The following is a 24464-nucleotide window of genomic DNA, read 5'->3' as shown; positions in this document are numbered from 1 at the left end:
GCGTTGGGGCCAGGTTTTTCCCAGAAAACCGCGCGCTTGGCAACCTCAAGAGCCTTTGTCGAACAGCGGCGGACCCTCGTTTTTTGGCGGAGCCTGTGCGGCCTTGGCTTCAGCGGCAAAGCTTGAATCAAAAATGGCATCGGGGCTGATCCATTCGGCGTACTGGCTTTTTTTGTCGGTGACGATGCCGATCTTCTTGCCAATGCCAAACACCGAGAAGTCGATGTGCGGAAACTTCTGCAAATCCAGGGTCTGCACCTTCGCATTTCGCTCAACGTCGATGGTCTTGCCCAAGGCATCCACCGCCACCACCTCCAGAGGAGAGAGGGTAATCAACGAGGCTTGTGACGGATTGGGCGTGCTGGAGGGTGCACAGGTCTGTGCCGTGGGCAGGATCACCCCATCGGCCAACTTATGCTCCTTCTTCTGGCAATCGACAAAGACCCCTGAATTGTCCGCGGTTTGCCGCCCCAAGTAGCGATCCCCGCTATTGAGTTGCAGTATCTGTTCGGCAAACAGGTTCGATGCCTGTAGCGCCACAACCATGCCAACCCAGTTGCGCAACATAGGACCTCCTGCAACAGTGGTTAGTTGAAGAGTGTTTTCCAGCTCGGTAGTTTGGGAAAAAGTCGTTCGACGCGTTGCGTGTTGATCACATCCATTTGCGCATAAGTGACGTACTTCTTCGGCACCCGGTAAACCACCCCCATGGCGTCATACTGCGTCACCGATGTCTGTTGATCGCGCAAGACCTTTTGCACCAGTACGTAATAAGCCGCCGTGGTTTCAACCAGCAGTACGGCTTCTTTAACGCCTTGATCGGGGGTGACTTTGGCTGTCGTCAGGACCTCTGGAAACATGCCCGCCTGGTCTTTGCCGAACACCAGCCTGATGGGTGCCAATACGCCCCCGTCACGCACTTGTTGCGCCTGAAGTTCACCCTGCTGCTGCGCCAGGAACGACGTGCTCCACAGGCCCACCATCAAAAACACAGCAAATGCCGACCTATGCAGGAAATGCACCCAGGGCTTACGGTCCATGGCCCAGGCGCCGTTGAGCCAGACGTAGCAGATGGCCCCCAGGGTCAATGCCAGCAGGACCCCGACACCAAAATACTCGACCGCGGTCCAGGCGAAGGTCAGGTAGAAGTACACCGGTATATCCAGGGAAACCAGGGAAATACCGAACGTCCTGAAGTAATAGAACAATAACAACCACGAATAGAAAAACAGATAAGCCCCCAGCAGCAGGGCCGGACCACCAAAGTGTGCCGACAACTGTTCGGTCGTGCCCACCTGGCGCTCCGGAACTGGCTGTTGCGCGTTAGTCTGATTCGACATAAAGCCAATCTCTTCAGGGAATTATTGGCAAACCGGCCTTCAGTCTATGGAGTCTAGTAGTGATGCGGATGGCTGCTGCCTGGAGGTTTGCTTGCCCCGTATGCCTGTTAAAACAGCGACTATGCTGATCACCACTCACTGCCCGAACGTGCAACTTGAACCTTAGCCAGCAGCTATGTCCCAGCATGAATGCACTGCGCTGCGGCTCCAGAGGTAGATGCAATGACCGACATCGTGATGCAAGCCAAGGGTTTCACCCGTTTTGACTTCAGCGACGGCCATTACAGCCATCCTGTCTACGACAAAGGCCACGGGCCAAAAGTCATCGTCATGCATGAGTTGCCCGGCCTGACCCATACGGTGCTGGACTTTGCCGACCGGCTGATCGCCGCCGGCTTTCGCGTGTACCTGCCGCTGCTGTTCGGAGAGCTGCTGGACGATGCGCCAGTGGGCAACCTGGCGAAGCTGTGCATCAGCAAGGAGTTCGGCCACCTCAAGGCGGGCACCACGGCCCCCGTCTGCGACTGGTTGCGCGCCCTGTCGCGCGAGGTTCAGCAGCAAACGCCCGCCACAGAGCGAGTCGGGGCGATCGGCATGTGCGTGACGGGAGCATTCGTCATCCCGCTGATCCTTGAGGACGCCGTGGTGACTGGCGTAGTCTCCCAGCCTTCGATTCCATTTTCGGCTGTCTACCGCGCGACCGGGCTGGGTGAAGGGGACTGGATGCGGGAAATGAACGTATCCGACCAGGACCTGTTCGACGCCGCTGACTGCGCTGCGGACAAAGACAAGCACATCCTGGTTCAACGCTTCATCGATGATCGGTTATGCCCGGCAGCCCGGGTCCAACTGATCGCCGAACGTTTCGACCAACAGGCCGAACTGCACGAGTATCCCTCGCCAACACCGCACGTGGCCCACCCCCATGCCGTGCTGACCGAGGAATACGCCAACGCCGAGCCTTCGGACACCGACCCGACACGCATTGCCTTGCAGCGGGTCATCGAATTTCTGCGCGTGCACCTGAGCTAGCGTCACCCAGGCTGGGCACTAAGCCATCTGCTTGCCCAGCCGGTATTGATTATTGCCACTGCGCTTGGCCTCATACATGGCCAGGTCAGCGATGTGCAGCAGGGTGTCCATGCTCGGGGCATGGTCGGGGAACACCGCGACGCCGAGGCTGCTGCCGACGTGGCACAGGTCCACGCCGATGCTGATCGGGGGCGACAGCTCGATGAAGATCTTCTGGCAGATGCTGTGGGCTTCGTCCTGCAGGCTCTTGCCCTGGGGTAAGCCTTCGATAATGACCACGAACTCATCGCCGCCGATGCGCGCCACCGTATCCCCCGCCCGCAGGATGGTGTTCAGGCGAGTCGCGGTGGTCCTCAACACCCGGTCGCCGGCGGCATGCCCATAAACATCATTGATTGCCTTGAAGCCGTTGAGGTCGACAAATACCAGCATCACCCGCGTGGCACTCAGGCGCGCCAACTCCAGCGCCTTGGCCAGGCGTTTTTCCAGGACCAGCCGGTTCGGCAGCCCGGTCAGCGGATCCGCATGCGCCAGGGTCTGTAGCTGCCTGGCGCTGGCTTTCTCTTCGCTGATGTCGCGCACCACCCCCATCATCTTGACCACCGAGCGATCGGCGCTCTTGACCACATTGCCGGTTTCCCGCAGCCAATGGATGCTGCCGTCCGGCCAGACCACTCGGTACTCTTCGTCATGGTTTTCGCCGGTGGCCAGGCAACGGAGTTCGCCGGCACGCACTTGCGCGCGGTCGTCGGGGTGCACGCAGGAGCAGAACAGTTGATAGCTGGGCGTCACCTCGCCGACCTTGAAGCCGAACATGCCGTAGATCGCGTCGGACCAATACAGCTGTTCGGTGTCGACGTCCCAGTCCCAGGTGCCGATCCGCGCGAAATACTGGCTGCGCTTGAACCGCTCGACATCCTCGGGTTGGGTGCCCGGGGCGCCGAGATTCGCGGAGTGAATGGCCGGCCACTTGTCCAGCAGCGCCCGGTACTGCGCCCGGAGCTGGCGCAATTGCCGCTCGCGCAGCACCAGCACGGCGATCAGGAGCAGGATCACCCCTACGGCACCCAGGCCGAACCAGATCGAGTTCATCAAAGGGCTGGCGTCATAGCGCTTGACGTCCTGGGCAGTAATGGCGATTCGCTATATTACTCCAGGCGCTCCTCGGCGTAACACTCTGTTGTCAGACTGGCCCCGGCTGATCCAACGATGCAGTCAGCGTTCCCCACCGTTACACTGCGCGTCGAATCAGACGGCGTCAGACCCGTGTTTAGCCTTTTTTTCTGTCCAGGAGTGACTCATGCCCCATGAAGGCAACCTGTTGCAAGCCGCTGTGGTGTTTCTGTTTGCGGCGGTGCTCACCGTGCCTTTGGCCAAACGCCTGCAACTGGGGGCCGTGCTGGGCTACCTGCTGGCCGGGGTCCTGATCGGCCCCGCCGTACTGGGACTGATCGGCAACCCGCAAAGCGTGATGCATATTTCCGAGCTGGGCGTGGTCCTGCTGCTGTTCATCATCGGCCTGGAACTGTCCCCGCGCCGGCTCTGGGTAATGCGCAAGGCGGTGTTCGGCGTCGGCCTGGCCCAGGTGCTGTTGACGGCCTCGGTGATCGGCGTGCTGGCGTTCTATCTGTTTGGCCAGAAGCTCAACAGCGCCATCGTGCTCGGCCTTGGCCTGGCCCTGTCGTCCACCGCCTTCGGCCTGCAAAGCCTGGCCGAACGCAAGGAACTGACCAGCCCCCACGGGCGCCTGGCGTTTGCCATCCTGCTGTTCCAGGACATTGCCGCAATCCCGCTGATTGCCATGGTGCCGCTACTGGCCGGGGGCAATGCCACCACCACCCCCGCCGAAGACCTCAACCATGGGTTGCAGGTGCTGGGCAGTATCGCCGTGGTGGTCGTGGGTGGGCGTTACCTGTTGCGCCCGGTCTTTCGTATCGTCGCCAAGTCCGGCCTGCCGGAAGTGTCCACCGCCACCGCGTTGCTGGTGGTGATCGGCACCGCCTGGTTGATGGACGAAGTCGGGATATCGATGGCCCTCGGGGCGTTCCTCGCCGGCCTGCTGCTGGCGGATTCCGAATACCGCCACGAACTGGAAGCGCAGATAGAACCGTTCAAGGGCCTGCTGCTGGGGCTGTTTTTCATGAGCGTGGGCATGGGCGCCAACATCAGCCTGTTGTTCAGCGCCCCGGTCGCCGTGCTGGGCCTGACGGTGCTGCTGATTTCACTGAAGTTGCCGCTGCTGTACCTGGTCGGACGCATGGCCGGGGACCTCAACCGCGTGAGTGCGGTGCGCCTGGGCATTGTCCTGGCCGCCGGCGGTGAATTTGCCTTCGTGGTGTTCAAGATCGGTCGCGACCAAGGCTTGTTCGATGCCCGTCTGTATGACCTGCAAGTGCTGACCATTACCCTGTCCATGGCCGTCACTCCCCTGCTGCTTCTGCTGTGCGCGCGCCTGGCCAAACCCAAGGTCGAACCGGTGGCCGTGCCGCCGCACCTGCGTGAGATCGACACCGACACCCCGCGCGTGGTGATTGCTGGCATGGGCCGCATGGGGCAGATCGTGGCGCGGATCCTGCGGGCGCAGAAAATCCGCTTTGTGGCCCTCGACACCTCGGTGGAAACCATCGAACTGTCCCGCAGTTTTGGCGGGGTCCCGGTGTTCTATGGCGACCCGATGCGCCCGGAGATCCTCAGCGCGGCCAAGGTCGAGCAGGCGGAGTTCTTCGTGATTGCCACCGACGACCCGGACACCAACATCAAGACTGCGGAACTGGTGCGCCGGCTCTACCCCCACATGAAGATCATCGCCCGCGCGCGTAACCGCCAGCACGTGCATCGCCTGGTCGACCTGGGCGCCGAGGCGGTGCGGGAAACCTTCCATTCCAGCCTGGAAATGAGCCGCATGACCCTGATCGGCCTGGGACTGAGCAAGGCTCAGGCCGCAGCGCGCATCGAAACCTTCAAGCAGCATGACGAACAGGTGCTCGAAGCCCAGCGCGCGATCTACGACGATGCCGTCAAAGTCTTGCAGACCGCCCAGGAGGCACGGGAGGAACTGGCCCGGTTGTTCGAGGCCGACCAATTGCAGGAAGAGTCCCCCAAGGTGGTCTAGGGACATGGCTTGCAGCCGACACTGGCACCTTCGCGGGCAAGGCGGCGAAGCACGATAACGCGGTCCAACCTTTTCAAGGAGCTCTGAATGAGCAGCACCGAGCAATCCTCCCCGGCCCTGAAGGAAATCTTCAACGCCGAGCGCTTTGCCCACATCGCCAGTGAACTGCGTGCGGTGTACCCGGCGTTCGATCACCAGGCGTTCCTGGCCATGGCCTGCGACGGACTCGAACCACTGTCGGTGATGCAGCGCATGGCCCACACCGCCGAGTGCCTGCACGCCGTGCTGGGCCTGGACTACGAGCAGTCGCTGGAGGTCCTGCGCCGGTTGGCACCACGCCTGAACAGTGGCTTCGTCAGCATGTTCCTGGCGCACTACGTTGCGCGCTACGGCAGCCACGCCTTCGAACTGTCGATGGACGCGCTGCAGCACTTCACCCGCTTCGGCTCCTCGGAGTTTGCGGTGCGGCACTTCCTGCAAAGCGACTTCGAACGCACCCTGGCCCTGATGCACGACTGGTCGCTGGACCCCAACGAACACGTGCGCCGGCTCGCCAGCGAAGGCAGCCGGCCACGTTTGCCCTGGTCGTTCCGCCTGGAGCAGGTCCAGGCCGACCCGCGCCTGGCCGCCAAGATCATCGACAACCTCAAGGCCGACAGCAGCCTGTACGTGCGCAAGTCAGTGGCCAACCACCTCAACGACATCACCAAGGACCACCCGGACTGGGTGCTGGACACCCTCGAGGGCTGGTCGCTGGAGGATCCGCGTACGGCCTGGATAGCCCGCCACGCCCTGCGTAGCCTGATCAAGCAGGGCAATCAGCGGGCACTGACGTTGATCGGCGCCGGTGGCAAGCCTGAGGTCGAGATTCATCAACTGACCGTCGAACCCGCCGTGATCGCCTTGGGGCAACGCATCAGCCTGTCGTTCGAGCTGCAGTCCACCGCCGATGCCGAGCAGCGCCTGGTGGTGGATTACGCCATCGAATACGTCAAGGCCTCGGGGGCGACGTCGGCCAAGGTGTTCAAACTCAAGGGCCTCACCCTGCCCGCCCGGAACCGACAGACACTCAGCCGCGCCCAGCACGTGCGCGACATGACCACCCGCAAGCACTACCCCGGCACCCACGCGGTACACATCATGGTCAATGGCGAGCGACTGGCGAGCACGGCCTTCGAAATCACTTCCTAAACCCATGCTTCCCTAGCGTGCGGATATCCGAAAAAACAGGCGGCCGGTAGGCCGCCTCGCCCGCCCTTACCACTCAACAGGCCGAACGTTACCTCGCCTGCTGCTCTTGATCTTGATCCACCCGCCCCAGCAACAGGGCCTGCTCGCGCTCACATAACTGCACCACAAAATCCCACAACACCCGCAGCCGCACCGACTTGTGCAGCTCGCGCCGGGTGCTGATCCAGTAGCTGCGCTGGATGCTCTCGGCCGGCAGCAGCGGCACCAGGCCCGGATCGCCGCTGGCCATGTAGCACGGCAACACGGCGATCCCCAGGCCCGCGCGCGCGGCCTGTTGCTGGGCGATCACGCTGGTACTGTGGAACACCACCTGGGGGCTGCGGCAGAAGCTGTTGAGGAACATCAGTTCCTGGCTGAACAACAGGTCGTCGACATAGCCGATCCAGGCGTGGCGGCCCAGGTCTTCGCGGCTGCGCAGGGGCGGCGCGCGATCGAGGTAGTCCTGGCTGGCATACAGCGCCAGACGGTAGTCGGTGAGTTTGCGGGTGACCAGCATGTCCGCCGACGGCCGCTCCAGGTGAATGCTGATCTCGGCTTCGCGGTTGAGGATGCTGACGAACCGCGGCACGGCCACCAGTTCCACCTCAAGCCCCGGGTAGCGGTCAAACAGGCCCTTCATGCGACTGGCGAGGAACATGATGCCCAGCCCTTCCGTGACCCCCACGCGGATTTTGCCCAAGGGCGCGCTGGACTGGGTGATTTCTTCCTGGGCCAGCAAGGCGACATTTTCCATGGCCTCGGCATGTTTAAGCAGCGCTTCGCCAGCCGGGGTCAACTGGTAACCCTGCGCCTGCTGGACAAACAACGCGGTGCCCAGGCTCTGTTCGATTGCCTCGATATGCCGCGCCACCGTGGCATGGGTGGTTTTCAAGCGCTTGGCGGCGGTCAGCAAGCGACCGCTGCGTTGCAGTTCGAGAAAAAACCGCAGGTCATTCCAGTCGAACATCGGTCTTCCTTGTTTAACGTTGGGCTTGTCGCTGTTTATAAACGCACAGCGGCTGAGCAAAAACTAACATTCTTTTATCGAAAACTAACAACTAGGATGAAGCGCAATAAGAACAACACGCTGCGAGGTCATGGATGTCACCAGTCGTTGATGCATACGATTACATCGTGGTCGGCGCCGGGCCCGCCGGCTGCCTGTTGGCCAATCGGCTGAGCGCCAACCCGCAACATCGGGTGCTGTTGCTCGAAGCCGGCGGGCGCGACAACTATCCCTGGATCCATATCCCCGTCGGCTACCTGTTCTGCATCGGCAATCCGCGCACCGACTGGTGCTACAAGACCCAGGCCCAAGCCGGCCTGCAGGGCCGCAGCCTGAGCTACCCACGGGGCAAAGTGCTGGGCGGCAGTTCGTCGATCAACGGCATGATCTACATGCGCGGCCAGGCTGGCGACTATGATCGCTGGGCCAGCGAAGGCAACCCCGGCTGGAGCTGGAACGAGGTACTGCCGCTGTTTCGCCAGAGCGAAAACCATTTTGCCGGCGCCGACGACTTTCACGGCGCCAGCGGCGAATGGCGGGTTGAACGCCAGCGCCTGTCATGGCCGATTCTCGACGCCTTTCGCAGCGCCGCCGAACAAACCGGCATCGCCAACATCGACGACTTCAACCAGGGCGACAACGAAGGCTGCGGCTATTTCCAGGTCAACCAGAAGGCCGGCGTGCGCTGGAACGCCGCCAAGGCATTTCTCAGACCTGTCGCCCATCGGCCAAACCTGACGGTACTGACGGGGGTCGATGTCGACCGCGTGCTCCTGGAGAACGGCCGGGCCTGCAAGGTCACCGCGCGCTGGCAAGGCCAGGCCAGCACCTTCACTGCGCGCCGGGAAATCATCCTCAGCGCCGGCGCCGTCGGCTCGCCCAGCATTCTCCAGCGCTCCGGCATCGGCCCGGCCGCCCTGCTCAAGCGCCTGGGCATCAACCTGGTCCATGAGCTCAATGGCGTCGGTGGCAACCTGCAGGATCACCTGCAACTGCGCTTGATCTACAAGCTGGAAAACGCCCGCACCCTGAACCAGATTGCCGGCAGCCTGTGGGGCAAGATGGGCATGGGCCTGCGCTACCTGTACGACCGCAGCGGTCCGCTGTCGATGGCCCCCAGCCAACTCGGCGCCTTTGCCCGTTCAGGGCCCGAACAGACCTCGGCCAACCTTGAATACCATGTCCAGCCGCTGTCCCTGGAGCGCTTCGGCGAGCCGCTGCACGCGTTCCCGGCGTTCACCGCCTCGGTGTGCGACCTGCGTCCGCAAAGCCGTGGCCGGATCGAGATCAGCTCGGCCGACCCACAGCAGGCGCCGCTGATCCAGCCCAACTACTTGAGCCACCCCGAAGACCTGCGCGTGGCCGCCGCGGCCATTCGCCTGACCCGGCGGATCGTCAGCGCCAAGGCCCTGCAACCGTTCAAGCCGGTGGAGTATCTGCCGGGGGCCGAATTGCACACCGAGGAGCAGTTGCACGAGGCCGCCGCGCGGATCGGCACGACCATCTTCCACCCGGTGGGCACCTGCCGCATGGGCCAGGATGGCGATGCGGTCGTCGATGCCCAACTGCGGGTTCACGGCATTCCCGGCCTGCGCATCGCCGATGCCTCGATCATGCCCTACATCACCTCGGGCAATACCTGTTCACCCACGCTGATGATCGCCGAGAAGGCGGCACAGCTGATTCTCGCCTCACCGACAAGGAGCAACGCCATACCCACAGAACGAGCAACCGTACCGCACCTCTAGGACAGCAGACGCACCAGCCCGCAAGGCCGGTGCCGACAGTGGAACAACAATAAATAAACACTGTGAGGGATACCCGTATGTCAGACCAGGCAACTGCCGTGGCAGGAACGTTGAGCACCGGCACCAGCAAGGAAACCCAGAAAGTCATCTTCGCCTCATCCCTGGGGACCGTTTTCGAATGGTATGACTTCTTTCTCTATGGCGCCCTCGCGGCGGTCATCAGCAAGCAGTTTTTCGCTGGGGTCAACGACACCACCGCGTTCATCTTCGCCCTGATGGCGTTCGCCGCCGGTTTCATCGTGCGGCCGTTCGGCGCGTTGGTGTTCGGCCGGTTGGGGGACATGATCGGACGCAAATACACCTTCCTTGCCACCATCATCCTGATGGGTGTGGCAACCTTCTGCGTCGGCCTGCTGCCGACCTACGCCAGCATCGGTATCGCCGCGCCGATCATCCTGGTGGTGCTGCGCATGCTCCAGGGCCTGGCCCTGGGCGGTGAGTACGGCGGGGCCGCGACCTACGTCGCCGAGCACGCGCCCATGGGCAAACGCGGATTCCACACCAGCTGGATTCAATCCACCGCGACCCTCGGCCTGCTCCTGTCGCTGCTGGTGGTGCTGGGGTGCCGCTACTTCACCGGCGACCAGTTCGAAGTCTGGGGCTGGCGCATTCCGTTCCTGCTGTCGATCGTGCTGCTGGGCATCTCCACCTGGATCCGCCTGAGCCTGCATGAGTCACCGGCCTTCCTGAAAATGAAAGAAGAAGGCAAGTCCTGCAAGGCGCCGATCCGCGAGTCCTTCGGCAACTGGGAAAACCTCAAGGTGGTGTTGATTGCGCTGTTCAGCATCAACGCCGGGCAAGCGGTGACGTTCTACGCGGCGCAGTTCTACGTGCTGTTCTTCCTCACCCAGTTCCTCAAGATGGACCCGGCCCTGGCCAACACCCTGCTGATTGTCAGCGTGGTGATCGGCGCGCCGTTCTTCATTTTCTTCGGCTGGCTGTCGGACCGGGTCGGGCGCAAACCGATCCTGATGCTCGGCCTGCTGCTGGCGACCGTGCTGTACTTCCCGATCTTCAAGACCCTGGCCCACTACGCCAACCCGGCCATCGACCGCGCCAGCCAACAGGCACCGATTACCGTGCTGGCCGATCCAGCCACCTGCACGTTCCAGTTCGACCCGGTCGGCAAAGCGCGTTTCGACAGCCCGTGCGACAAGGTCAAGACCTTCCTGGTCAAGCAGGGCCTGCCCTACAGCAGCGCGGCCGCACCGGCCGGCAGTGGTGTGCAAGTGAGCATTGGCGAGGTGAAAATCGACGGTTACGACGAAGCCGCCCTGCGCGGTGCCGTGACCCTGGCCGGTTATCCGCAGACCGCCGATACCCAGCAGGTCAACAAACCGATGATCGTGGCCCTGATCGTGGCGCTGATCATCATCTCGGCGATGTGCTACGGGCCGCTGGCGGCCTTGATGGTCGAACTGTTCCCGACCCGCATCCGCTACACCTCGATGTCCCTGCCCTACCACATCGGCAACGGCTGGTTCGGCGGCTTCCTGCCCACGGTATCGTTTGCCCTGGTGGTGTACACCGGCGATATCTTCTACGGCCTGTGGTACCCGGTGCTGATCACCGGCGTGAGCCTGGTGGTGGGCCTGTTGTGCCTGCGGGAAACCAAGGACGTCGATCTGGAGAAGAACTGAGCCCGAAGGGCCCACTCCTACAGGTCCTGTGTAAATCGGGCCCTGTAGGCACCGCAAACCTTGTGGGAGCGAGCCTGCTCGCTCCCACAAGGTTTTGCATCAATTTCAGAAGTCGGCTTTGACCGACACCATGAAGTTACGCGGCTCGCCATAGTAGTTACCGAAGGTCTCGGTGCCGATGGTGCTGTAGTAGCGCTTGTCGAACAGGTTGTTGCCGTTGAGCGCCAACGACCAGGTGTCATCGATGCGGTAGCCGACCCGGCCATTCCACACGGCGTACCCGCCCTGGCTGATCTTTTCCCCACTCAAGGGTGACACGCGGAAGTTGTCGCTTTGCGCGTTGACCCCGGCCCCCAGGGTGAAGCGCTCCCATGCACCCTCCAGGGCATAGTCGCCCCACATACGCAGCACGTGCCGTGGCACGTAGCTGTTGAACGCTTCGCCGTTGAGGCTGGTGTCGATGTCGTCGAGGGTCTTGGTCTGGGTGTAGGTGTAGCCGGCAAGCAGTTGCAGGCGCTCGATCAATTCACCGCTGACTTCCGCTTCAAAGCCCTGGGCCCGGACTTTGCCGGCGTTGACGTAGCAATAACCGTCCGAGGATGGGCAGGACGAGTTGTAGTCGGTCTGGGCCTGGTCTTTCTGGATCGTGCGGAACAGATTGAACGAGCTGTTGAGGCGGCCACCGTACCACTCGCCCTTGATCCCCAATTCATAGCTCTGCCCTACCAGCGGCTTGAGCGCCGCACCGCTTTCGGAGCGCAGGTTGCCCTGGGGGGTGAAGATTTCCGAATAGCTGGTGTAGGCCGTGAGGTTGTCATTGAGGTCCAGCAGCAGCCCGGCGAACGGTGTGACCTGCCCGGTTTCCTTGGTCTCGGCCGTCTCTGAAGTACCCGAGTTGATGAACAGCGAATCGGTTTCGGCGTGGTACCAACTGACGCGCCCACCGAGGACAAAGGTCAAGGGATCGGCCAGTTTCAGGCGTGCCGTGGAGTAGACCCCGTACTGCTTGGTGACGCTGTCCACCGGGCCGCCGCGGGTCGAGTTGGCGATGAAATAGCTGTCATCGGGTTTGGGCAGATGCTTGTCGGGATTGAACACGTCCTGGGTCTGCGGCAGAAAGGCCACGGAGTAGAAGTCGTTCTTGTTGGAGCGACTGCCATTGAGGCCGACGATCAGTTGGTGCTCGCGGCCCAGCGCCTCGAATTTGCCGTCCAGGTAGGCATCCAGGCCATAGTCGACCTGATCGTAGTCGTACATGCTGCCCAGCATGCGCACGTTGCTGTTGCTTGGGGTAACGGCGCCGGACGGGAACGCGTATTTGATGTCCTGGGTGTTTTTGCTGTAGACCCCGGCCACTTTCAGCGCCCAATTGTCATTCAACTGATGCGCCAGGTCACTGAAGGTGGCGGTGCGCTGGCTGCGCCAGGTATTCCAGGACGGGTCCAGGCAGGTCGAGCGGCTGAGCTTGAGGTCGCTGCCATCGCGATAACGCGGCATGCCGCCCCAGCACGGGTTGGCGTCGACGTCTTCATAGGCAATGCCCAGGCCCAAGGTGGTGTCGGGCGACAGGTCGTAATCCAGGGCGCCGTAGTAGACCTGGTCCTTGCGACTGGCATCGTCATAGAAGTAATGCTTGCTCTGCTCGGCGATCACCGCGCGGCCACGCAGAGTCCCGGACTCGTTCAGCGGACCGCCGGTATCGACCTGGCCTCGGTAGTTGTCCCAGGTTCCGCCGGACAGGCTCAACTGGGTCTGGGGGGTACTCTGCCCGCGCTTGCGCACAAAGTTGACCCCGCCGGCGGTGCCGCCCGAGCCTTTCATCATGCCGGCCGCCCCGCGCAGCACCTCGACCCGATCGTAGTAGGCCATGTCACTGCTGAAACTGTCGGCCTGGACATAGGAGTTGCCCATGTCCAGCGGCACTCCGTCGTACTCATACTGCCCGGACATGCGAAAGCCCCGGGAGTAGAAGTACTTGCCGCCCATGGTCGAGTCATAGACGGTTATGCCCGGGGTCTTTTCCATGACCTGGTCAATGGTGGTGAGATTCTGGTCGTCGAGCATCTTGCGGGTGATCACGGTCACCGATTGCGGGGTTTCCCTGAGCGAATGAGCGCCCTTGGTGATGGTCACCGCACCGGTGGTGTACGAACCGCTGCCTTCGGTCGTCGCCCCGAGCGCCTGGGCATTGACGTTGGTCGCCGCCAACTCCAGGGCCGAGCCTGCGGATGGACGGGGGCGCAGCACGTAGCTGCCGTTGGCCTGGGGCTCGGCTTGCAAAGCACTGTTGGCGAGAATCCGCGCAAACCCTTCGCCGACGCTATAGGCCCCCTGCAACCCCGGCGATTGTTGGCCTGCGGTCTGCCGGGCGTCGAACGAGATGGCCGCGCCCGCCGCACTGGCGAATCGGCTCAGCACCTCGGTCAGGCTGCCGGCGGCGATATCGTAGGATTGCACCGCGTGCTGCGCCGGCGTCGCGGCCTGGACAGTCGCCACACCCACGCCGCTGGCGGCCAGCGCAAACAGGCCAATTCTCACCGCGCCCGCCAACCGACCCGCACCCGGCTTGTACACAAAAGACATGCTTACCCTCCCCCAGAACCATCCAATTGAAATCACTGAGGGATGAGCCGAATGACGTCGATAAAAAATGCACATGAGAATCAATTAATTTTTCAGGCGCCGCGCTTCAGACCGCCGCAGGCCCGGAAACATTGACCCAATAGCGGCTGTAGTGCTGGATCTTCAGGCCAAAGCCACTGTGCAACGCAGCCAGTGCCCGGTCAGTGTCATCCACCGGAAAGGCGCCGGAGATCTTCATCCGCGCAATCTGCTGGTCGCAGCGCAGTACCCCGGGACGATAGCGCGAGAGGTCGGCGAGCAACTCCCCCAGCGGCCGGTCGATGGCGATGATGCTGCCCTGCTGCCAGGCACCGACCGTGGCATCGTTCCGGCGAATCGCGCCGAGGGCCTGGGAGGTGAAATCCAGGCGTTGCCCAGCGTCGAGATGAACCGCTGGCCCACCCTGCGCCAGGCTGACCTGCACGGCGTTTTCCAGCACCGCCACCTCGCCGCCAGCAGCCTGGGAACGCACGATGAAGCGCGTCCCCAGGGCCAGGACCTGAGCGTGTCGGGTACTGACCCGCAGCGGCCGTTTCAACGGGTCCAGGGCGCTGCTGACCAGCATTTCGCCCCACAGCAGTTCCAGCACCCGCTGCGCACCGTCGAAGCGCACGTTGACCGAGGTGTCGGTGTTGAGCAGCAATGAACTGCCGTCCGCCAGACGCACCTCACGCCGCTCGCCCACGGCCGTGCGGTAGTCGGCCAGCAGGTTCTGGCTGGTCTCGCTGCGCCAACCCAACCACCCCAGGGAGCCGGCCGACGCCAGCAGCACAACGCTGCGCACTACCTGGCGGCGCGAGCGCTGGACACCGTGCAACGTCGGCGCGACCAAACTGCCCGGCACCCGGTCCATCTGCTGGCGTACCGCCTCGATACGCTGCCAGGCCTGGCGGTGCAGCTCATCGGCTGCCTGCCAGGCCTGCCAGTCCTGTCGGTCCTGGTCGCTTGCCTCACCGGACTGCAGCCGCGCATACCACTGCGCGGCCGCACTCAGCGCCTGCAGTTCAGGGCCGGACAAGCTGGACTTGAGGTGACTCATGACAGCTGCAACTGCAGTTGCATCAGGCAGCAATGCTCCATGGCCTTGGCCATGTGGTTATTCACGGTGCGCGTGCAAATGCCCAGGCGCTCGGCGATGCGGGGATACGTCAGGCCTTCGAACTGCGACAGGATGAACACCTGCTTGACCTGTTTGCCCAGGCCGTCGAGCATGCGGTCGATGTCCAGCAGCGCCTGCAGCATGATCGCCTGCTCTTCGAGCGACGGTTGCTGAGATTCCGGGGCACTGGCCAGGACCTCAAGGTAGGCGTGCTCCAGCGAGCGCCGGCGAAACAGATCGATCAGCAGGCCCTTGGCAACCTGCGACAGGTACGGCCGCGGCTCCCGAATCTCTAGTGCATTACGTGCCTTGAGCACCCGCACGAAGGTGTCCTGCGTCAGGTCAGCCGCATCGCACGCACTGCCCAGGCGCTGGCGCAGCCAGCCCTGGAGCCAGCCGTGATGCTCGTGGTACAGGTCGTGAACGGCACTGCGCAGGGAAAGATCGTTGGCAGACATGACGGCGCAGGTTCGTGATTGATAATGTTTCGCATTGTCATGTGGCGCGGGTGGGCTTGGCAATAGGCAGTTTCCATTCGCCTGGTCTATGCTTGAAGCCACCTCTACGTGCATCCAGGAGCTGCCACACCATGTCTTTCCAAGCCTATCTGGACAACATCCAGACCAAGACCGGCAAATCACCGGCTGACCTCAAGCAATTGGCCAACGACAAAGGGTTCGCCGAAGACGGCAAATTGAAAGCTGGAGTCAAGGCCGGCCAGATCATCGAATGGTTGAAAACCGACTTTGACCTCGGTCACGGCCACTCCATGGCCATCTATGCATTGCTCAAAGGTAAAGAGTCATGAGGGTCGACGGTCATAGCACTGTCATCTATAAACAACCGTTAATCATTAACTTGCAGTGACAACAACTGTTTCCTGTCTAATTGCTAAACAACCGTTAATTCAAGGTTGACTTCAAATAGTCGTCTGCGTAGATTGCCCCGGGCCGGTCAGCCCGGCCCTTATTTCAACTTACAAAAGAACTCAATGGACACAGTATCTAGACGCTGCCCGACCGATGCGTATACGCCAGGTCGGGCCACTTACCCAGTCATCGATGGGACTCGACCTCGGTCGGGCATGCTGCGCTAGAGCCTGAGGCTCCAACGTAACCTGCCTCGCCGGCGTCCGTCCGGTTGCGAGGCATGTTATGAACTTCATCTGCACCTGCATCCCAGGGGCTCGGCCCCTCGCCAAAGCGGCGCGCGCCCTGCTGCGCCGCCCGCCAGCAGCCCTCCCACGCCCGCTGCTCAAGTCCCCACCTGCACGCCTGCGCCCACACCCGCTGGGGCATTGGCACGTCTGCCCGGCAAGCGGCCAGCTCGCGCAGCGCTGGAGCCTCGATGACGGCCAGGAACCTCCGGGGCGGGGCTTCGCGCATCGGATGCAACCGGCCGCGTTGATGCTCGGCCGGTTTCTCGGGGCGCACACTTTCAGTTGATCTGAAAGTTCCCCAGGCACTCTTGATCGACGTGTTCCTTACTCAGGAACTCGGCAACTTTCTATTGCCCGTTAAACCATTAAAAGAGCGAGAACCCCCATGGAAGACGCCAGTAGACGGTTCGCTGTATGCCTGTGTTCCAGCGGTGTACGGCGAACATTAAAACAGCACGACAACAACTCCCAGAATCGATCGCTGCCGGGCGACTCGACGCACTTTCACTCGCCGTTAGTTAGTTGAGTGATTGCTGTGCCGTGCCGCCAGCCAGCGGCAGGAGCACCCAGCATGAACACCGTAAAAACCGCCAAAAAAACCCTCAAGGGCAGCCCGCGCGACACGGGCAAACTGTCAATGCGCGCCGCCCGTGAAGCGCAGAACGGCCTGGCCGTGACCCTCGCCAACCTCAAGACCAGCAGCGCTGGCCTGACCGAACTTGACGCCGAAGGCCGCCTGCTGCGCGACGGCAGCAACGAGGTGGCCCACGATCAGCCGCCCCACGCCCTGGTGCAAGTGCTGAAGGCCTTCAACAATCCCTTCATCTATGTGCTGCTGACCCTCACGGTCATCAGCTTCATCACCGACTTCTGGATCCCGCTGCGCGACGGCGAAGACACCGACCTGACCGGCGTCATCATCGTCCTGGTGATGGTCCTGGCCAGCGGCCTGATGCGCTTCTGGCAGGAGTATCGCTCGGGCAAATCCGCCGAAGCCCTCAAGACCATGGTGCGCACCACCGCCAGCGTACTGCGCCGCGACCAGCCGGGCAGCACGCCGACCCTGCGTGAAGTGCCCATGCGTGAACTGGTGGCAGGCGACATCGTACAGCTGTCGGCCGGCGACATGATCCCCGCGGACATCCGCCTGCTCGAATCCCGGGACCTGTTCATCAGCCAGGCGGTGCTGACCGGTGAAGCCTTGCCGGTGGAGAAATACGACACCCTGGGCGATGTCGCGCAGAAATCGGCGGCGAGCGTGGCCAGCGAGCAGAACAACCTGCTGGACCTGTCCAACATCTGCTTCATGGGCACCAACGTGGTCAGCGGCACCGCGCGCGCCGTGGTGGTCGCCACGGGCCCACGCACCTACTTTGGCTCGCTGGCCAAGGCCATCGTCGGCTCGCGCACGCAAACCGCCTTCGACCGTGGCGTCAACAGTGTCAGTTGGCTGCTGATTCGCTTCATGCTGGTGATGGTGCCGGTGGTGTTGCTGATCAACGGCTTCACCAAGGGCGACTGGAGCGAAGCCTTCATGTTTGCCCTGGCCGTGGCGGTCGGCCTGACCCCGGAAATGCTGCCAATGATCGTCAGTGCCAACCTGGCCAAAGGCGCGGTGGCGATGGCCAAGCGCAAAGTGGTGGTCAAGCGCCTCAATGCGATCCAGAACTTCGGTTCGATGGACGTGCTGTGCACCGACAAGACCGGGACCCTGACCCAGGACAAAATCATCCTCGAACATCACCTCGACAGCGCCGGCCAGCGCGACGACGCGGTGCTGGAGTTGGCCTGGCTCAACAGTCACCACCAAAGCGGCATGAAAAACCTGATGGACCAGGCGGTGGTGCAATTCGCCCAGCAGAACCCGCGTTTCAAGGCGCCCTTGGCCTACCGCAAGATCGATGAATTGCCCTTCGACTTCATCCGCCGGCGCCTGTCGATCATCGTCGAAGACAACCGCGCCGATCACCTGCTGGTGTGCAAGGGGGCAGTCGAGGAGATGCTCGCCATCAGCAGCCACCTGCACGAGGACGGCGCGCTCGTGCCCCTCGATGAGCCGCGACGCGAAGCCTTGCTGCGCCTGGCCAACCAATACAACGAAGACGGCTTCCGGGTGCTGGTGCTGGCGACCCGGCACATCCCCAAGGCCCAGAGCAAAGCCCAGTACGCCACGGGCGACGAGCACGACCTGGTGATTCGCGGCTTCCTGACCTTCCTCGATCCGCCCAAGGAAACTGCCGGCCCGGCGATTGCCGCGCTGCGGGACATGGGCGTGACCGTCAAGGTGCTGACCGGCGACAACCCCGTGGTGACCTGCAAGATCTGCCGTGAGGTCGGCCTTGAACCCGGCACCCCGCTGCTCGGCCAGGACATCGAGCCGATGGACGATTCGACCCTGCAACAACAGGTCGAGACGCGCACGGTGTTTGCCAAGCTGACACCGCTGCAGAAATCCCGGGTGCTCAAGGCGCTGCAAGCCAACGGCCACACCGTCGGTTTCCTCGGCGACGGGATCAACGACGCCCCGGCCCTGCGCGATGCCGACGTGGGCATCTCGGTGGACAGCGGGACCGACATTGCCAAGGAATCAGCGGACATCATCCTCCTGGAAAAAAGCCTGATGGTGCTCGAAGAAGGCGTGCTCAAGGGCCGCGAGACCTTCGGCAATATCATGAAGTACCTGAACATGACCGCCAGCTCCAACTTCGGCAACGTGTTCTCGGTGCTGGTGGCCAGTGCGTTCATTCCCTTCCTGCCGATGCTGGCGATCCACCTGCTGCTGCAGAACCTGATGTACGACATCTCCCAACTGGCCCTACCGTGGGACAAGATGGACAAGGAGTACCTGAGCAAACCGCGCAAATGGGATGCGCAGAACATTGGGCGATTCATGCTGTGGATCGGGCCGACCTCGTCGATCTTCGACATCACCACCTTCGCCCTGATGTGGTACGTGTTCGCCGCCAACAGCGTGGAAATGCAGAGCCTGTTCCAGTCCGGCTGGTTCATCGAAGGGCTGCTGTCCCAGACCCTGGTGGTGCACATGCTGCGCACCCGCAAGATCCCGTTCTTCCAGAGCACCGCGGCGCTGCCGGTGATCCTGATGACCGGGTTGGTCATGGTGCTGGGCATCTACATTCCGTTCTCGCCACTGGGCAACCTGGTGGGCCTGACCCCACTGCCGTGGTCCTACTTCCCGTGGTTGGTGGGCACCCTGCTCAGCTACTGCGTGGTCGCCCAAGTGATGAAGACCCTCTACATCCGGCGCTTCAAGCAATGGTTCTGAGGGGTTGAGGCCTCCCGGCCGGGTAGCTGTCGAAGAAGCATTCCCATTGTCCTAGCCGTTACGGCCATTGGGAAACACCAAGCGAAACACCGTCACACGCCCAGGTGAACTCTCCACCTGGGCCAAGCCCTGGTGCAGGCTCATGATCGAGCGCACGATGGCCAGCCCCAGGCCGGTGCCGCCCTGAGCGCGGGAGCGGCTGTTGTCGACGCGGTAGAAGCGGTCGAACAGGTGCGGCAGATGCTGGGATTCGATGCCCGCGCCGGGGTTGCTCACCTGCACCGACACGTGTTCGCCGTGACTGTCGATAACCAGCGAAATCGCCTGCCCGTCAGGGCAATGGCGAATCGCGTTGGACAGCAAGTTCGACATCGCGCGCTGGATCATCAGCCGGTCGCCCAGGGCTCGTCCGCTGCCGGAAACCTGCAGGGTGATGTGTTTTTCCTGCGCCGCCAGGCTAAACAAATCGGCGACCCTCAGCGCTTCATCCTCCAGGCAAATCACCTCAAAGGGCACCAGCGCCGCCGGGTGGCTGACCTGGGCCAGGAACAGCATGTCGGAAACGATCCGCGTGACTCGCGCCAGTTCCTCGGTGCAGGATACCAGCACCGCCTTGTACTCCTCGGTTGGACGCTCCCGCGACAGGGTCACCTGGGCCTTGCCCATCAGGTTGCTGATGGGCGAACGCAGTTCGTGCGCCAGATCGTCGGAGAATTGCGACAGTTGCTGCACACCGTTGTCGAGCCGGTGCAGCATGAAGTTGATGCCATGCGCCAGTTCGCTAAGCTCCTGGGGCATATTGGCTTCCGACAGTCGATGATTCAGGTCCTGGGCCGAAACCATCGCCGCGACTTTGCGAAACTCACGCAGCGGGGCAAGGCCGCGCTGGACAACCGCCCAGGCACTGAGGCCAATCAGGATCAACAGCAACGGCAAGGCAATCAGGGTCGAGCTGAGGTAGGCACTGAGCAAGGCCTCATCGTTGGATCGGTCAATCGACAACAGCACCACAACCGACTGGCCATCGTTGAGCGGCATCAATTGGGTGGCCGTCAGAAAGTGCCTGCCCTGATCATCCGAGCGGCTGAAGTAGCTGACCTTGCCCTGGCTCGCCGCGGCCACCTCACGACGAGCCTGCGCCGGTAACGGCAGTGGGCTGCCGACACTGAGCAACGGTGCCGTCGGGTCGCCTTGATCGAGGATCGTCAGGTTCAGGTTGTCATGCCCCATGACCTGGTCCAGCAATGAGTGCGGCTTGAGCGACAGGTCGCTGGCGCGCTGCTCCAGTGCCAGGCTGTGGCGAATCTGCTGCATTTTCCTTTCCAGGCCGCCCTTGGCCAGGGCGTCCAGTTCGTGGGTCAGCGCCAGGAACGCGAGAATGGCCAACACCACCACCAGTAGTGCGCCCAGTACGCTGACCGTCAGCCCCAAGCGCATCGACAGGCTGGCCGGTTTCATTCGCGCGCCTCCAGCACATAACCGACGCCGCGCAGGGTGTGGATCAGCTTACGGTCGAATGGATCGTCGATCTTGGCCCGCAAGCGGCGGATCGAAACCTCGACCACGTTGGTGTCACAGTCGAAGTTCATATCCCACACCAGGGAAATGATCTGGGTCCGCGAGAGCACTTCACCCGACTGGCGCATCAGCAGGTGCAGCAACGCGAACTCCTTGGTGGTCAGGTCGATACGTTGCTCACCCCGGAACGCCCGATGTCGCCCCTGATCCAGCTCCAGGTCGGCCACCTTCAACACCTGAGGCAACGGAATCTGCCCGCTGCGCCGCAGCAAGGTGCGTACCCGCGCCAGCAGTTCGGGAAACTCGAAGGGTTTGACCAGGTAGTCATCAGCCCCCAGATCCAGCCCACGGACCTTATCGGCAAGCCGCCCTCTGGCGGTCAGCATCATCACCAGGGTGTTGCCACTCTTGCGGATATGTTCCAGCACGAACCAGCCATCTACCTCAGGAAGGTTTACATCAAGTATCACCAAGTCATAGGCCTGTTGCCGGGCCAGGTGAAGTCCATCTGCACCATTGTTCGCACAGTCCACTACATAGCCACTTTCGGTCAGCCCCTGGTGCAAATATTCGGCAGCTTTCAGCTCGTCCTCGATCACAAGGATTCGCATAGTTGTTCACCTTTAAACAAATAACGCATGGATTTATTCAGAGCACGACAAAGATGTTTTCATACGGCTCCGTGGTTCAAAATGAGCCGCTCGTGCACCACGCTAATGTCTGTAGTGGCTTCAGGGTCAACCGGAATCCGCGGCCTTGAGTGCTGCAATCCACAAGCGCGACAAAATGCCGCAACTAACAGCCCGGGTAATTCACGAACAAACAAAATCAACAAGTGCATCTGAGCGGATAAACCATCGGTGTTTGTATCGTCATATTTCTATGGCGACGCCTATAACGTTCCGACACTTTCCATCCTAATACACAAGTTCCTACGCAAACCGCGGATAACGTATTTGTAATTATCCAGCCACCTTACTGATAAGCACCGACCTCTAGATTAACGCCATCGCCTGTTTCGCATTTAAGGAACGTCCACAGTGCAGGGTTATCAATGCGTCGTTAGTCCACCCAGGATCAGAAAGTTACTCACTGGCCCTGCTGTTTTACTGCTCAGTCTGGCAATCGCCGCCAGTGCCTTGCCGGCCATGGTACAGGCCGCACCATTGACCCTGGAGCGAGCGCTGCAGAGTGCCTTTGCCCACAACCCGAATCTGGCTGCGGCGCAATGGGAAATCGGCGTCGCCGAGGGTGATCGCCAGCAAGCCGGGCTGATCCCCAATCCGCAAGTGTCCTGGGAGGCCGAAGACACCCGACGCCGCTCGCGAACCACCACGCTGATGCTCAGCCAACCGCTGGAGCTGGGTGGAAAACGCGGCGCCAGAATCGAAGTGGCCGAGCGAACGCAGGACGCGGCGGGTATCGAACTGGAACGTCGACGCAATGAATTGCGCGCGGATGTGTTCCAGGCCTTCTACAACTCGACCATCGCTCAGCAACGTTTGTTACTGACCGAGCAATCCTTGCAACTGGCCGAGCGCGGACTGCGCGTAGCCCAGGGACGCATCAACGCCGGCAAGGCGGCGCCGGTCGAAGCCACGCGCGCGCAGGTGCAACTGTCCCAGGTGCGCCTGGAACTGCGTCGCGCCGAACGTGACCAGGCCACCGCCTATCAGCAGCTGGCACAGGTCACCGGGGCCCCACAGGCCACCTTTACCCGCGTCGAAGAACCGACAACCGCATTGCCGGCCATTGCCTCGCCACAGACCCTGCTTGATCGCCTCCCCACTACCGCCGAGCTGCGCCTGGCGCGCTTGCAGATCAACCAGAAGGAAGCCTCGCTAGGCCTGGAAAAGGCCCTGCGCATCCCCGACCTGACGGTGAGCATCGGTAGCCAGTACAGCGAGACCGATCGCGAACGGGTCAACCTGCTGGGCGTGTCGATGCCGATTCCATTGTTCAATCGCAACCAGGGCAATGTGCTGGCCGCCGCGCGCCGCACCGACCAGGCTCGGGACCTGCGCAACGCCAGCGAATTGCGCCTGCGCTCCGAGGTCCAGTCAGGCCTGGAGCAATGGGCCACTGCCAACACCGAAGTCAACGCCTTCAACCAGGTGATCCTGCCGGCGGCCCAAAGTGCAGTCGACACCGCCACCCGTGGCTTTGAAATGGGCAAATTCAACTTCCTCGACGTGCTCGATGCCCAGCGCACCCTGTTCGAGGCGCGCAGCCAATACCTGCAGGCCGTGGCCGATTCCACCGATGCCTGGGTGCGTATCGAACGCATCTATGGCGACACCCGCGCCCTCCTCCCCACCCCTTGAAATCCTATCTATAGCCGTATTGCGCACCCGTCCGGTCGTACTGACCCAACGGTGCCTGGAGTATCCATGGACAAAAAAGCCATCCTGGCCATCGCTTTGACCCTGATCGCCGGCATCGGCCTCGGTTCATTGCTGACCACCCGCGCCACGTCGGCGCCCGTCGCAGAGCAGTCGCACGCCGAGCACGGCACACCCGCCCAGATCACGGCCGACACACCCGCTGAAGCAGAACCGGAGGAAGCCGAAGGTCACCTGACGCTCAGCGACGAGCAAATCAATGCCGCCGGCATTCAATTGGCCGAGGCGCGGCCACAGGTCATGGCGCTGTCGCTGGCGTTCCCCGGCGAAGTACGTTTTGACGAAGACCGCACTGCTCACATCGTTCCCCGCGCCCCCGGGGTGGTCGAGCAGGTGCTGGTCAACCTCGGACAAGCGGTGAAAAAGGGGCAGTTGCTGGCGGTGATTGCCAGCCCGCAAATCTCCGAGCAACGCAGTGAACAGGCGGCCGCCCAGCGTCGCGTTGAATTGGCGCGCAGCACCTTTGAGCGTGAACGCCAGTTGTGGCAGGAGCAGATTTCCGCCGAGCAGGATTTTCTGCAAGCGCGCCAGGCCCTGCAAGAAGCCGAGATCGCCCTGAACAACGCCCGCCAGAAAATCAGCGCATTGAGTGGCAGCAGCGCCACCGGTGGTGGCAATCGTTATGAGTTGCGGGCGCCCTTCGACGCGATGGTGGTGGAAAAACACCTGACCCTGGGGGAAGTGGTCAACGACGCCACCAGCGTGTTTACCCTCTCCGACCTGTCGCGGGTCTGGGTAACGTTTGGGGTTTCACCCAAGGACCTGGACAGCGTACGAGTCGACACGTCGGTCAACGTCAATGCCCCGGAACTGAATGCCGAAGTGGCGGGCAACGTGTCCTACGTCGGCAGCCTGCTGGGCGAGCAAACCCGCACGGCCACGGTCCGGGCCAGCCTCGCCAACCCAGACGGCGCCTGGCGTCCGGGGTTGTTCGTGACCGTGCGGGTCACCACCGATACCCGCCAGGCCTCGGTCACCGTCCCCGAAACCGCGATTCAGACCATTGAGGACAGCCCCCGTGTTTTCGTGCGCACGGACGACGGCTTTGAGGCCCGGACGGTAGCGCTCGGCAGCCGCTCCGCAGGCCAGGTGGAAATCATCCAGGGGCTGGATGCCGGGGCGCGCGTCGCCACGGCGGGCAGCTTCATCCTCAAGTCAGAACTGGGCAAGGCTTCGGCCGAGCACGCTCACTGATCCGCTATCGGCACAA

Annotated in this window: 18 protein-coding genes; 9 read left to right on the top strand and 9 right to left on the bottom strand. The window is 62.2% G+C overall.

Annotation, left to right across the window (positions count from 1 at the left end; translation table 11 throughout):
• Positions 1 to 45 precede the first annotated feature (45 nt).
• Complete coding sequence (locus H7995_RS02280; protein ID WP_182340495.1) at positions 46 to 567, bottom strand: hypothetical protein; 522 nt, start codon at positions 565 to 567, stop codon at positions 46 to 48.
• Positions 568 to 587: 20 nt separating this feature from the next.
• Positions 588 to 1340: a hypothetical protein gene (locus H7995_RS02275; RefSeq protein WP_166592195.1), complete on the bottom strand. Its 753-nt coding sequence runs from the start codon at positions 1338 to 1340 to the stop codon at positions 588 to 590.
• Positions 1341 to 1562: 222 nt separating this feature from the next.
• Between H7995_RS02275 and H7995_RS02270 the strand changes: the two genes are divergently transcribed.
• The gene (locus H7995_RS02270) at positions 1563 to 2372 is read left to right on the top strand and encodes a dienelactone hydrolase family protein (RefSeq protein WP_185817911.1); all 810 of its coding nucleotides are present in this window, start codon (positions 1563 to 1565) and stop codon (positions 2370 to 2372) included.
• 18 nt (positions 2373 to 2390) lie between these two features.
• Here H7995_RS02270 and H7995_RS02265 read toward each other — a convergent pair whose 3' ends face one another.
• The gene (locus H7995_RS02265) at positions 2391 to 3464 is read right to left on the bottom strand and encodes a sensor domain-containing diguanylate cyclase (RefSeq protein ID WP_182340499.1); all 1074 of its coding nucleotides are present in this window, start codon (positions 3462 to 3464) and stop codon (positions 2391 to 2393) included.
• 208 nt (positions 3465 to 3672) lie between these two features.
• Between H7995_RS02265 and H7995_RS02260 the strand changes: the two genes are divergently transcribed.
• The gene (locus H7995_RS02260; RefSeq protein ID WP_185817910.1) at positions 3673 to 5484 is read left to right on the top strand and encodes a monovalent cation:proton antiporter-2 (CPA2) family protein; all 1812 of its coding nucleotides are present in this window, start codon (positions 3673 to 3675) and stop codon (positions 5482 to 5484) included.
• 87 nt (positions 5485 to 5571) lie between these two features.
• Positions 5572 to 6675, top strand: coding sequence for a DNA alkylation repair protein (locus tag H7995_RS02255; RefSeq protein ID WP_185817909.1), 1104 nt, complete (start codon positions 5572 to 5574; stop codon positions 6673 to 6675).
• An 88-nt stretch (positions 6676 to 6763) separates the two neighbouring features.
• On the opposite strand, the gene H7995_RS02250 is transcribed toward H7995_RS02255, so the two are convergent.
• Complete coding sequence (locus H7995_RS02250; RefSeq protein WP_166592200.1) at positions 6764 to 7681, bottom strand: LysR family transcriptional regulator; 918 nt, start codon at positions 7679 to 7681, stop codon at positions 6764 to 6766.
• A 134-nt stretch (positions 7682 to 7815) separates the two neighbouring features.
• Here H7995_RS02250 and H7995_RS02245 point away from each other — a divergent pair, with 134 nt between their 5' ends.
• Both H7995_RS02245 and H7995_RS02240 read left to right on the top strand, forming a co-directional pair.
• Entirely contained in the window at positions 7816 to 9468 is a 1653-nt protein-coding gene (locus tag H7995_RS02245) for a GMC family oxidoreductase (RefSeq protein ID WP_185817908.1), read from the top strand.
• A gap of 77 nt (positions 9469 to 9545) precedes the next feature.
• The gene (locus H7995_RS02240; protein ID WP_166592202.1) at positions 9546 to 11168 is read left to right on the top strand and encodes an MFS transporter; all 1623 of its coding nucleotides are present in this window, start codon (positions 9546 to 9548) and stop codon (positions 11166 to 11168) included.
• A 105-nt stretch (positions 11169 to 11273) separates the two neighbouring features.
• On the opposite strand, the gene H7995_RS02235 is transcribed toward H7995_RS02240, so the two are convergent.
• From H7995_RS02235 to H7995_RS02225, 3 genes are all read right to left on the bottom strand, one after another.
• Positions 11274 to 13751: a TonB-dependent siderophore receptor gene (locus tag H7995_RS02235; RefSeq protein WP_185817907.1), complete on the bottom strand. Its 2478-nt coding sequence runs from the start codon at positions 13749 to 13751 to the stop codon at positions 11274 to 11276.
• A gap of 106 nt (positions 13752 to 13857) precedes the next feature.
• On the bottom strand, positions 13858 to 14829 hold the full coding sequence (locus H7995_RS02230; RefSeq protein ID WP_182340509.1) for a FecR domain-containing protein: 972 nt from the start codon (positions 14827 to 14829) through the stop codon (positions 13858 to 13860).
• Entirely contained in the window at positions 14826 to 15347 is a 522-nt protein-coding gene (locus tag H7995_RS02225; RefSeq protein WP_166592205.1) for a sigma-70 family RNA polymerase sigma factor, read from the bottom strand. The genes H7995_RS02230 and H7995_RS02225 overlap by 4 nt, the downstream gene beginning before the upstream one ends.
• A gap of 131 nt (positions 15348 to 15478) precedes the next feature.
• Here H7995_RS02225 and H7995_RS02220 point away from each other — a divergent pair, with 131 nt between their 5' ends.
• On the top strand, positions 15479 to 15697 hold the full coding sequence (locus H7995_RS02220) for a DUF4287 domain-containing protein (RefSeq protein WP_166592206.1): 219 nt from the start codon (positions 15479 to 15481) through the stop codon (positions 15695 to 15697).
• Between the two features lie 922 nt (positions 15698 to 16619).
• The gene (gene mgtA, locus H7995_RS02215; RefSeq protein WP_182340513.1) at positions 16620 to 19334 is read left to right on the top strand and encodes a magnesium-translocating P-type ATPase; all 2715 of its coding nucleotides are present in this window, start codon (positions 16620 to 16622) and stop codon (positions 19332 to 19334) included.
• A 51-nt stretch (positions 19335 to 19385) separates the two neighbouring features.
• Here the strand turns inward: mgtA and H7995_RS02210 are convergent, their stop codons facing one another.
• Together H7995_RS02210 and H7995_RS02205 are read right to left on the bottom strand one after the other, a co-directional pair.
• On the bottom strand, positions 19386 to 20792 hold the full coding sequence (locus H7995_RS02210) for a heavy metal sensor histidine kinase (protein WP_166592208.1): 1407 nt from the start codon (positions 20790 to 20792) through the stop codon (positions 19386 to 19388).
• Positions 20789 to 21463, bottom strand: coding sequence for a heavy metal response regulator transcription factor (locus H7995_RS02205; RefSeq protein WP_166592209.1), 675 nt, complete (start codon positions 21461 to 21463; stop codon positions 20789 to 20791). Before H7995_RS02205 ends, H7995_RS02210 begins: the two co-directional genes overlap by 4 nt.
• A gap of 537 nt (positions 21464 to 22000) precedes the next feature.
• On the opposite strand from H7995_RS02205, the gene H7995_RS02200 reads away from it, so the two are divergent.
• Entirely contained in the window at positions 22001 to 23176 is a 1176-nt protein-coding gene (locus tag H7995_RS02200) for a TolC family protein (RefSeq protein WP_185817906.1), read from the top strand.
• A gap of 66 nt (positions 23177 to 23242) precedes the next feature.
• The gene (locus tag H7995_RS02195; protein WP_166592211.1) at positions 23243 to 24448 is read left to right on the top strand and encodes an efflux RND transporter periplasmic adaptor subunit; all 1206 of its coding nucleotides are present in this window, start codon (positions 23243 to 23245) and stop codon (positions 24446 to 24448) included.
• Positions 24449 to 24464: the final 16 nt, after the last annotated feature.

This window comes from Pseudomonas kielensis (assembly GCF_014236655.1).
Lineage (GTDB): Bacteria > Pseudomonadota > Gammaproteobacteria > Pseudomonadales > Pseudomonadaceae > Aquipseudomonas > Aquipseudomonas kielensis.
The sequence above is the reverse complement of the archived record's forward strand: the minus strand, read 5'-3'. Positions and strand labels throughout refer to the sequence as shown.

What these genes read in the sequence shown, in the direction of transcription:
- H7995_RS02255 (WP_185817909.1), top strand. Translation starts at nt 5,572, where the DNA reads ATGAGCAGCACCGAGCAATCCTCCCCGGCCCTGAAGGAAATCTTCAAC.
- H7995_RS02275 (WP_166592195.1), bottom strand. Translation starts at nt 1,340, where the DNA reads ATGTCGAATCAGACTAACGCGCAACAGCCAGTTCCGGAGCGCCAGGTG.
- H7995_RS02230 (WP_182340509.1), bottom strand. Translation starts at nt 14,829, where the DNA reads ATGAGTCACCTCAAGTCCAGCTTGTCCGGCCCTGAACTGCAGGCGCTG.
- H7995_RS02240 (WP_166592202.1), top strand. Translation starts at nt 9,546, where the DNA reads ATGTCAGACCAGGCAACTGCCGTGGCAGGAACGTTGAGCACCGGCACC.
- mgtA (WP_182340513.1), top strand. Translation starts at nt 16,620, where the DNA reads ATGAACACCGTAAAAACCGCCAAAAAAACCCTCAAGGGCAGCCCGCGC.
- H7995_RS02260 (WP_185817910.1), top strand. Translation starts at nt 3,673, where the DNA reads ATGCCCCATGAAGGCAACCTGTTGCAAGCCGCTGTGGTGTTTCTGTTT.
- H7995_RS02245 (WP_185817908.1), top strand. Translation starts at nt 7,816, where the DNA reads ATGTCACCAGTCGTTGATGCATACGATTACATCGTGGTCGGCGCCGGG.
- H7995_RS02280 (WP_182340495.1), bottom strand. Translation starts at nt 567, where the DNA reads ATGTTGCGCAACTGGGTTGGCATGGTTGTGGCGCTACAGGCATCGAAC.
- H7995_RS02220 (WP_166592206.1), top strand. Translation starts at nt 15,479, where the DNA reads ATGTCTTTCCAAGCCTATCTGGACAACATCCAGACCAAGACCGGCAAA.
- H7995_RS02235 (WP_185817907.1), bottom strand. Translation starts at nt 13,751, where the DNA reads ATGTCTTTTGTGTACAAGCCGGGTGCGGGTCGGTTGGCGGGCGCGGTG.
- H7995_RS02270 (WP_185817911.1), top strand. Translation starts at nt 1,563, where the DNA reads ATGACCGACATCGTGATGCAAGCCAAGGGTTTCACCCGTTTTGACTTC.
- H7995_RS02195 (WP_166592211.1), top strand. Translation starts at nt 23,243, where the DNA reads ATGGACAAAAAAGCCATCCTGGCCATCGCTTTGACCCTGATCGCCGGC.
- H7995_RS02250 (WP_166592200.1), bottom strand. Translation starts at nt 7,681, where the DNA reads ATGTTCGACTGGAATGACCTGCGGTTTTTTCTCGAACTGCAACGCAGC.
- H7995_RS02205 (WP_166592209.1), bottom strand. Translation starts at nt 21,463, where the DNA reads ATGCGAATCCTTGTGATCGAGGACGAGCTGAAAGCTGCCGAATATTTG.
- H7995_RS02225 (WP_166592205.1), bottom strand. Translation starts at nt 15,347, where the DNA reads ATGTCTGCCAACGATCTTTCCCTGCGCAGTGCCGTTCACGACCTGTAC.
- H7995_RS02265 (WP_182340499.1), bottom strand. Translation starts at nt 3,464, where the DNA reads ATGAACTCGATCTGGTTCGGCCTGGGTGCCGTAGGGGTGATCCTGCTC.
- H7995_RS02200 (WP_185817906.1), top strand. Translation starts at nt 22,001, where the DNA reads ATGGTACAGGCCGCACCATTGACCCTGGAGCGAGCGCTGCAGAGTGCC.
- H7995_RS02210 (WP_166592208.1), bottom strand. Translation starts at nt 20,792, where the DNA reads ATGAAACCGGCCAGCCTGTCGATGCGCTTGGGGCTGACGGTCAGCGTA.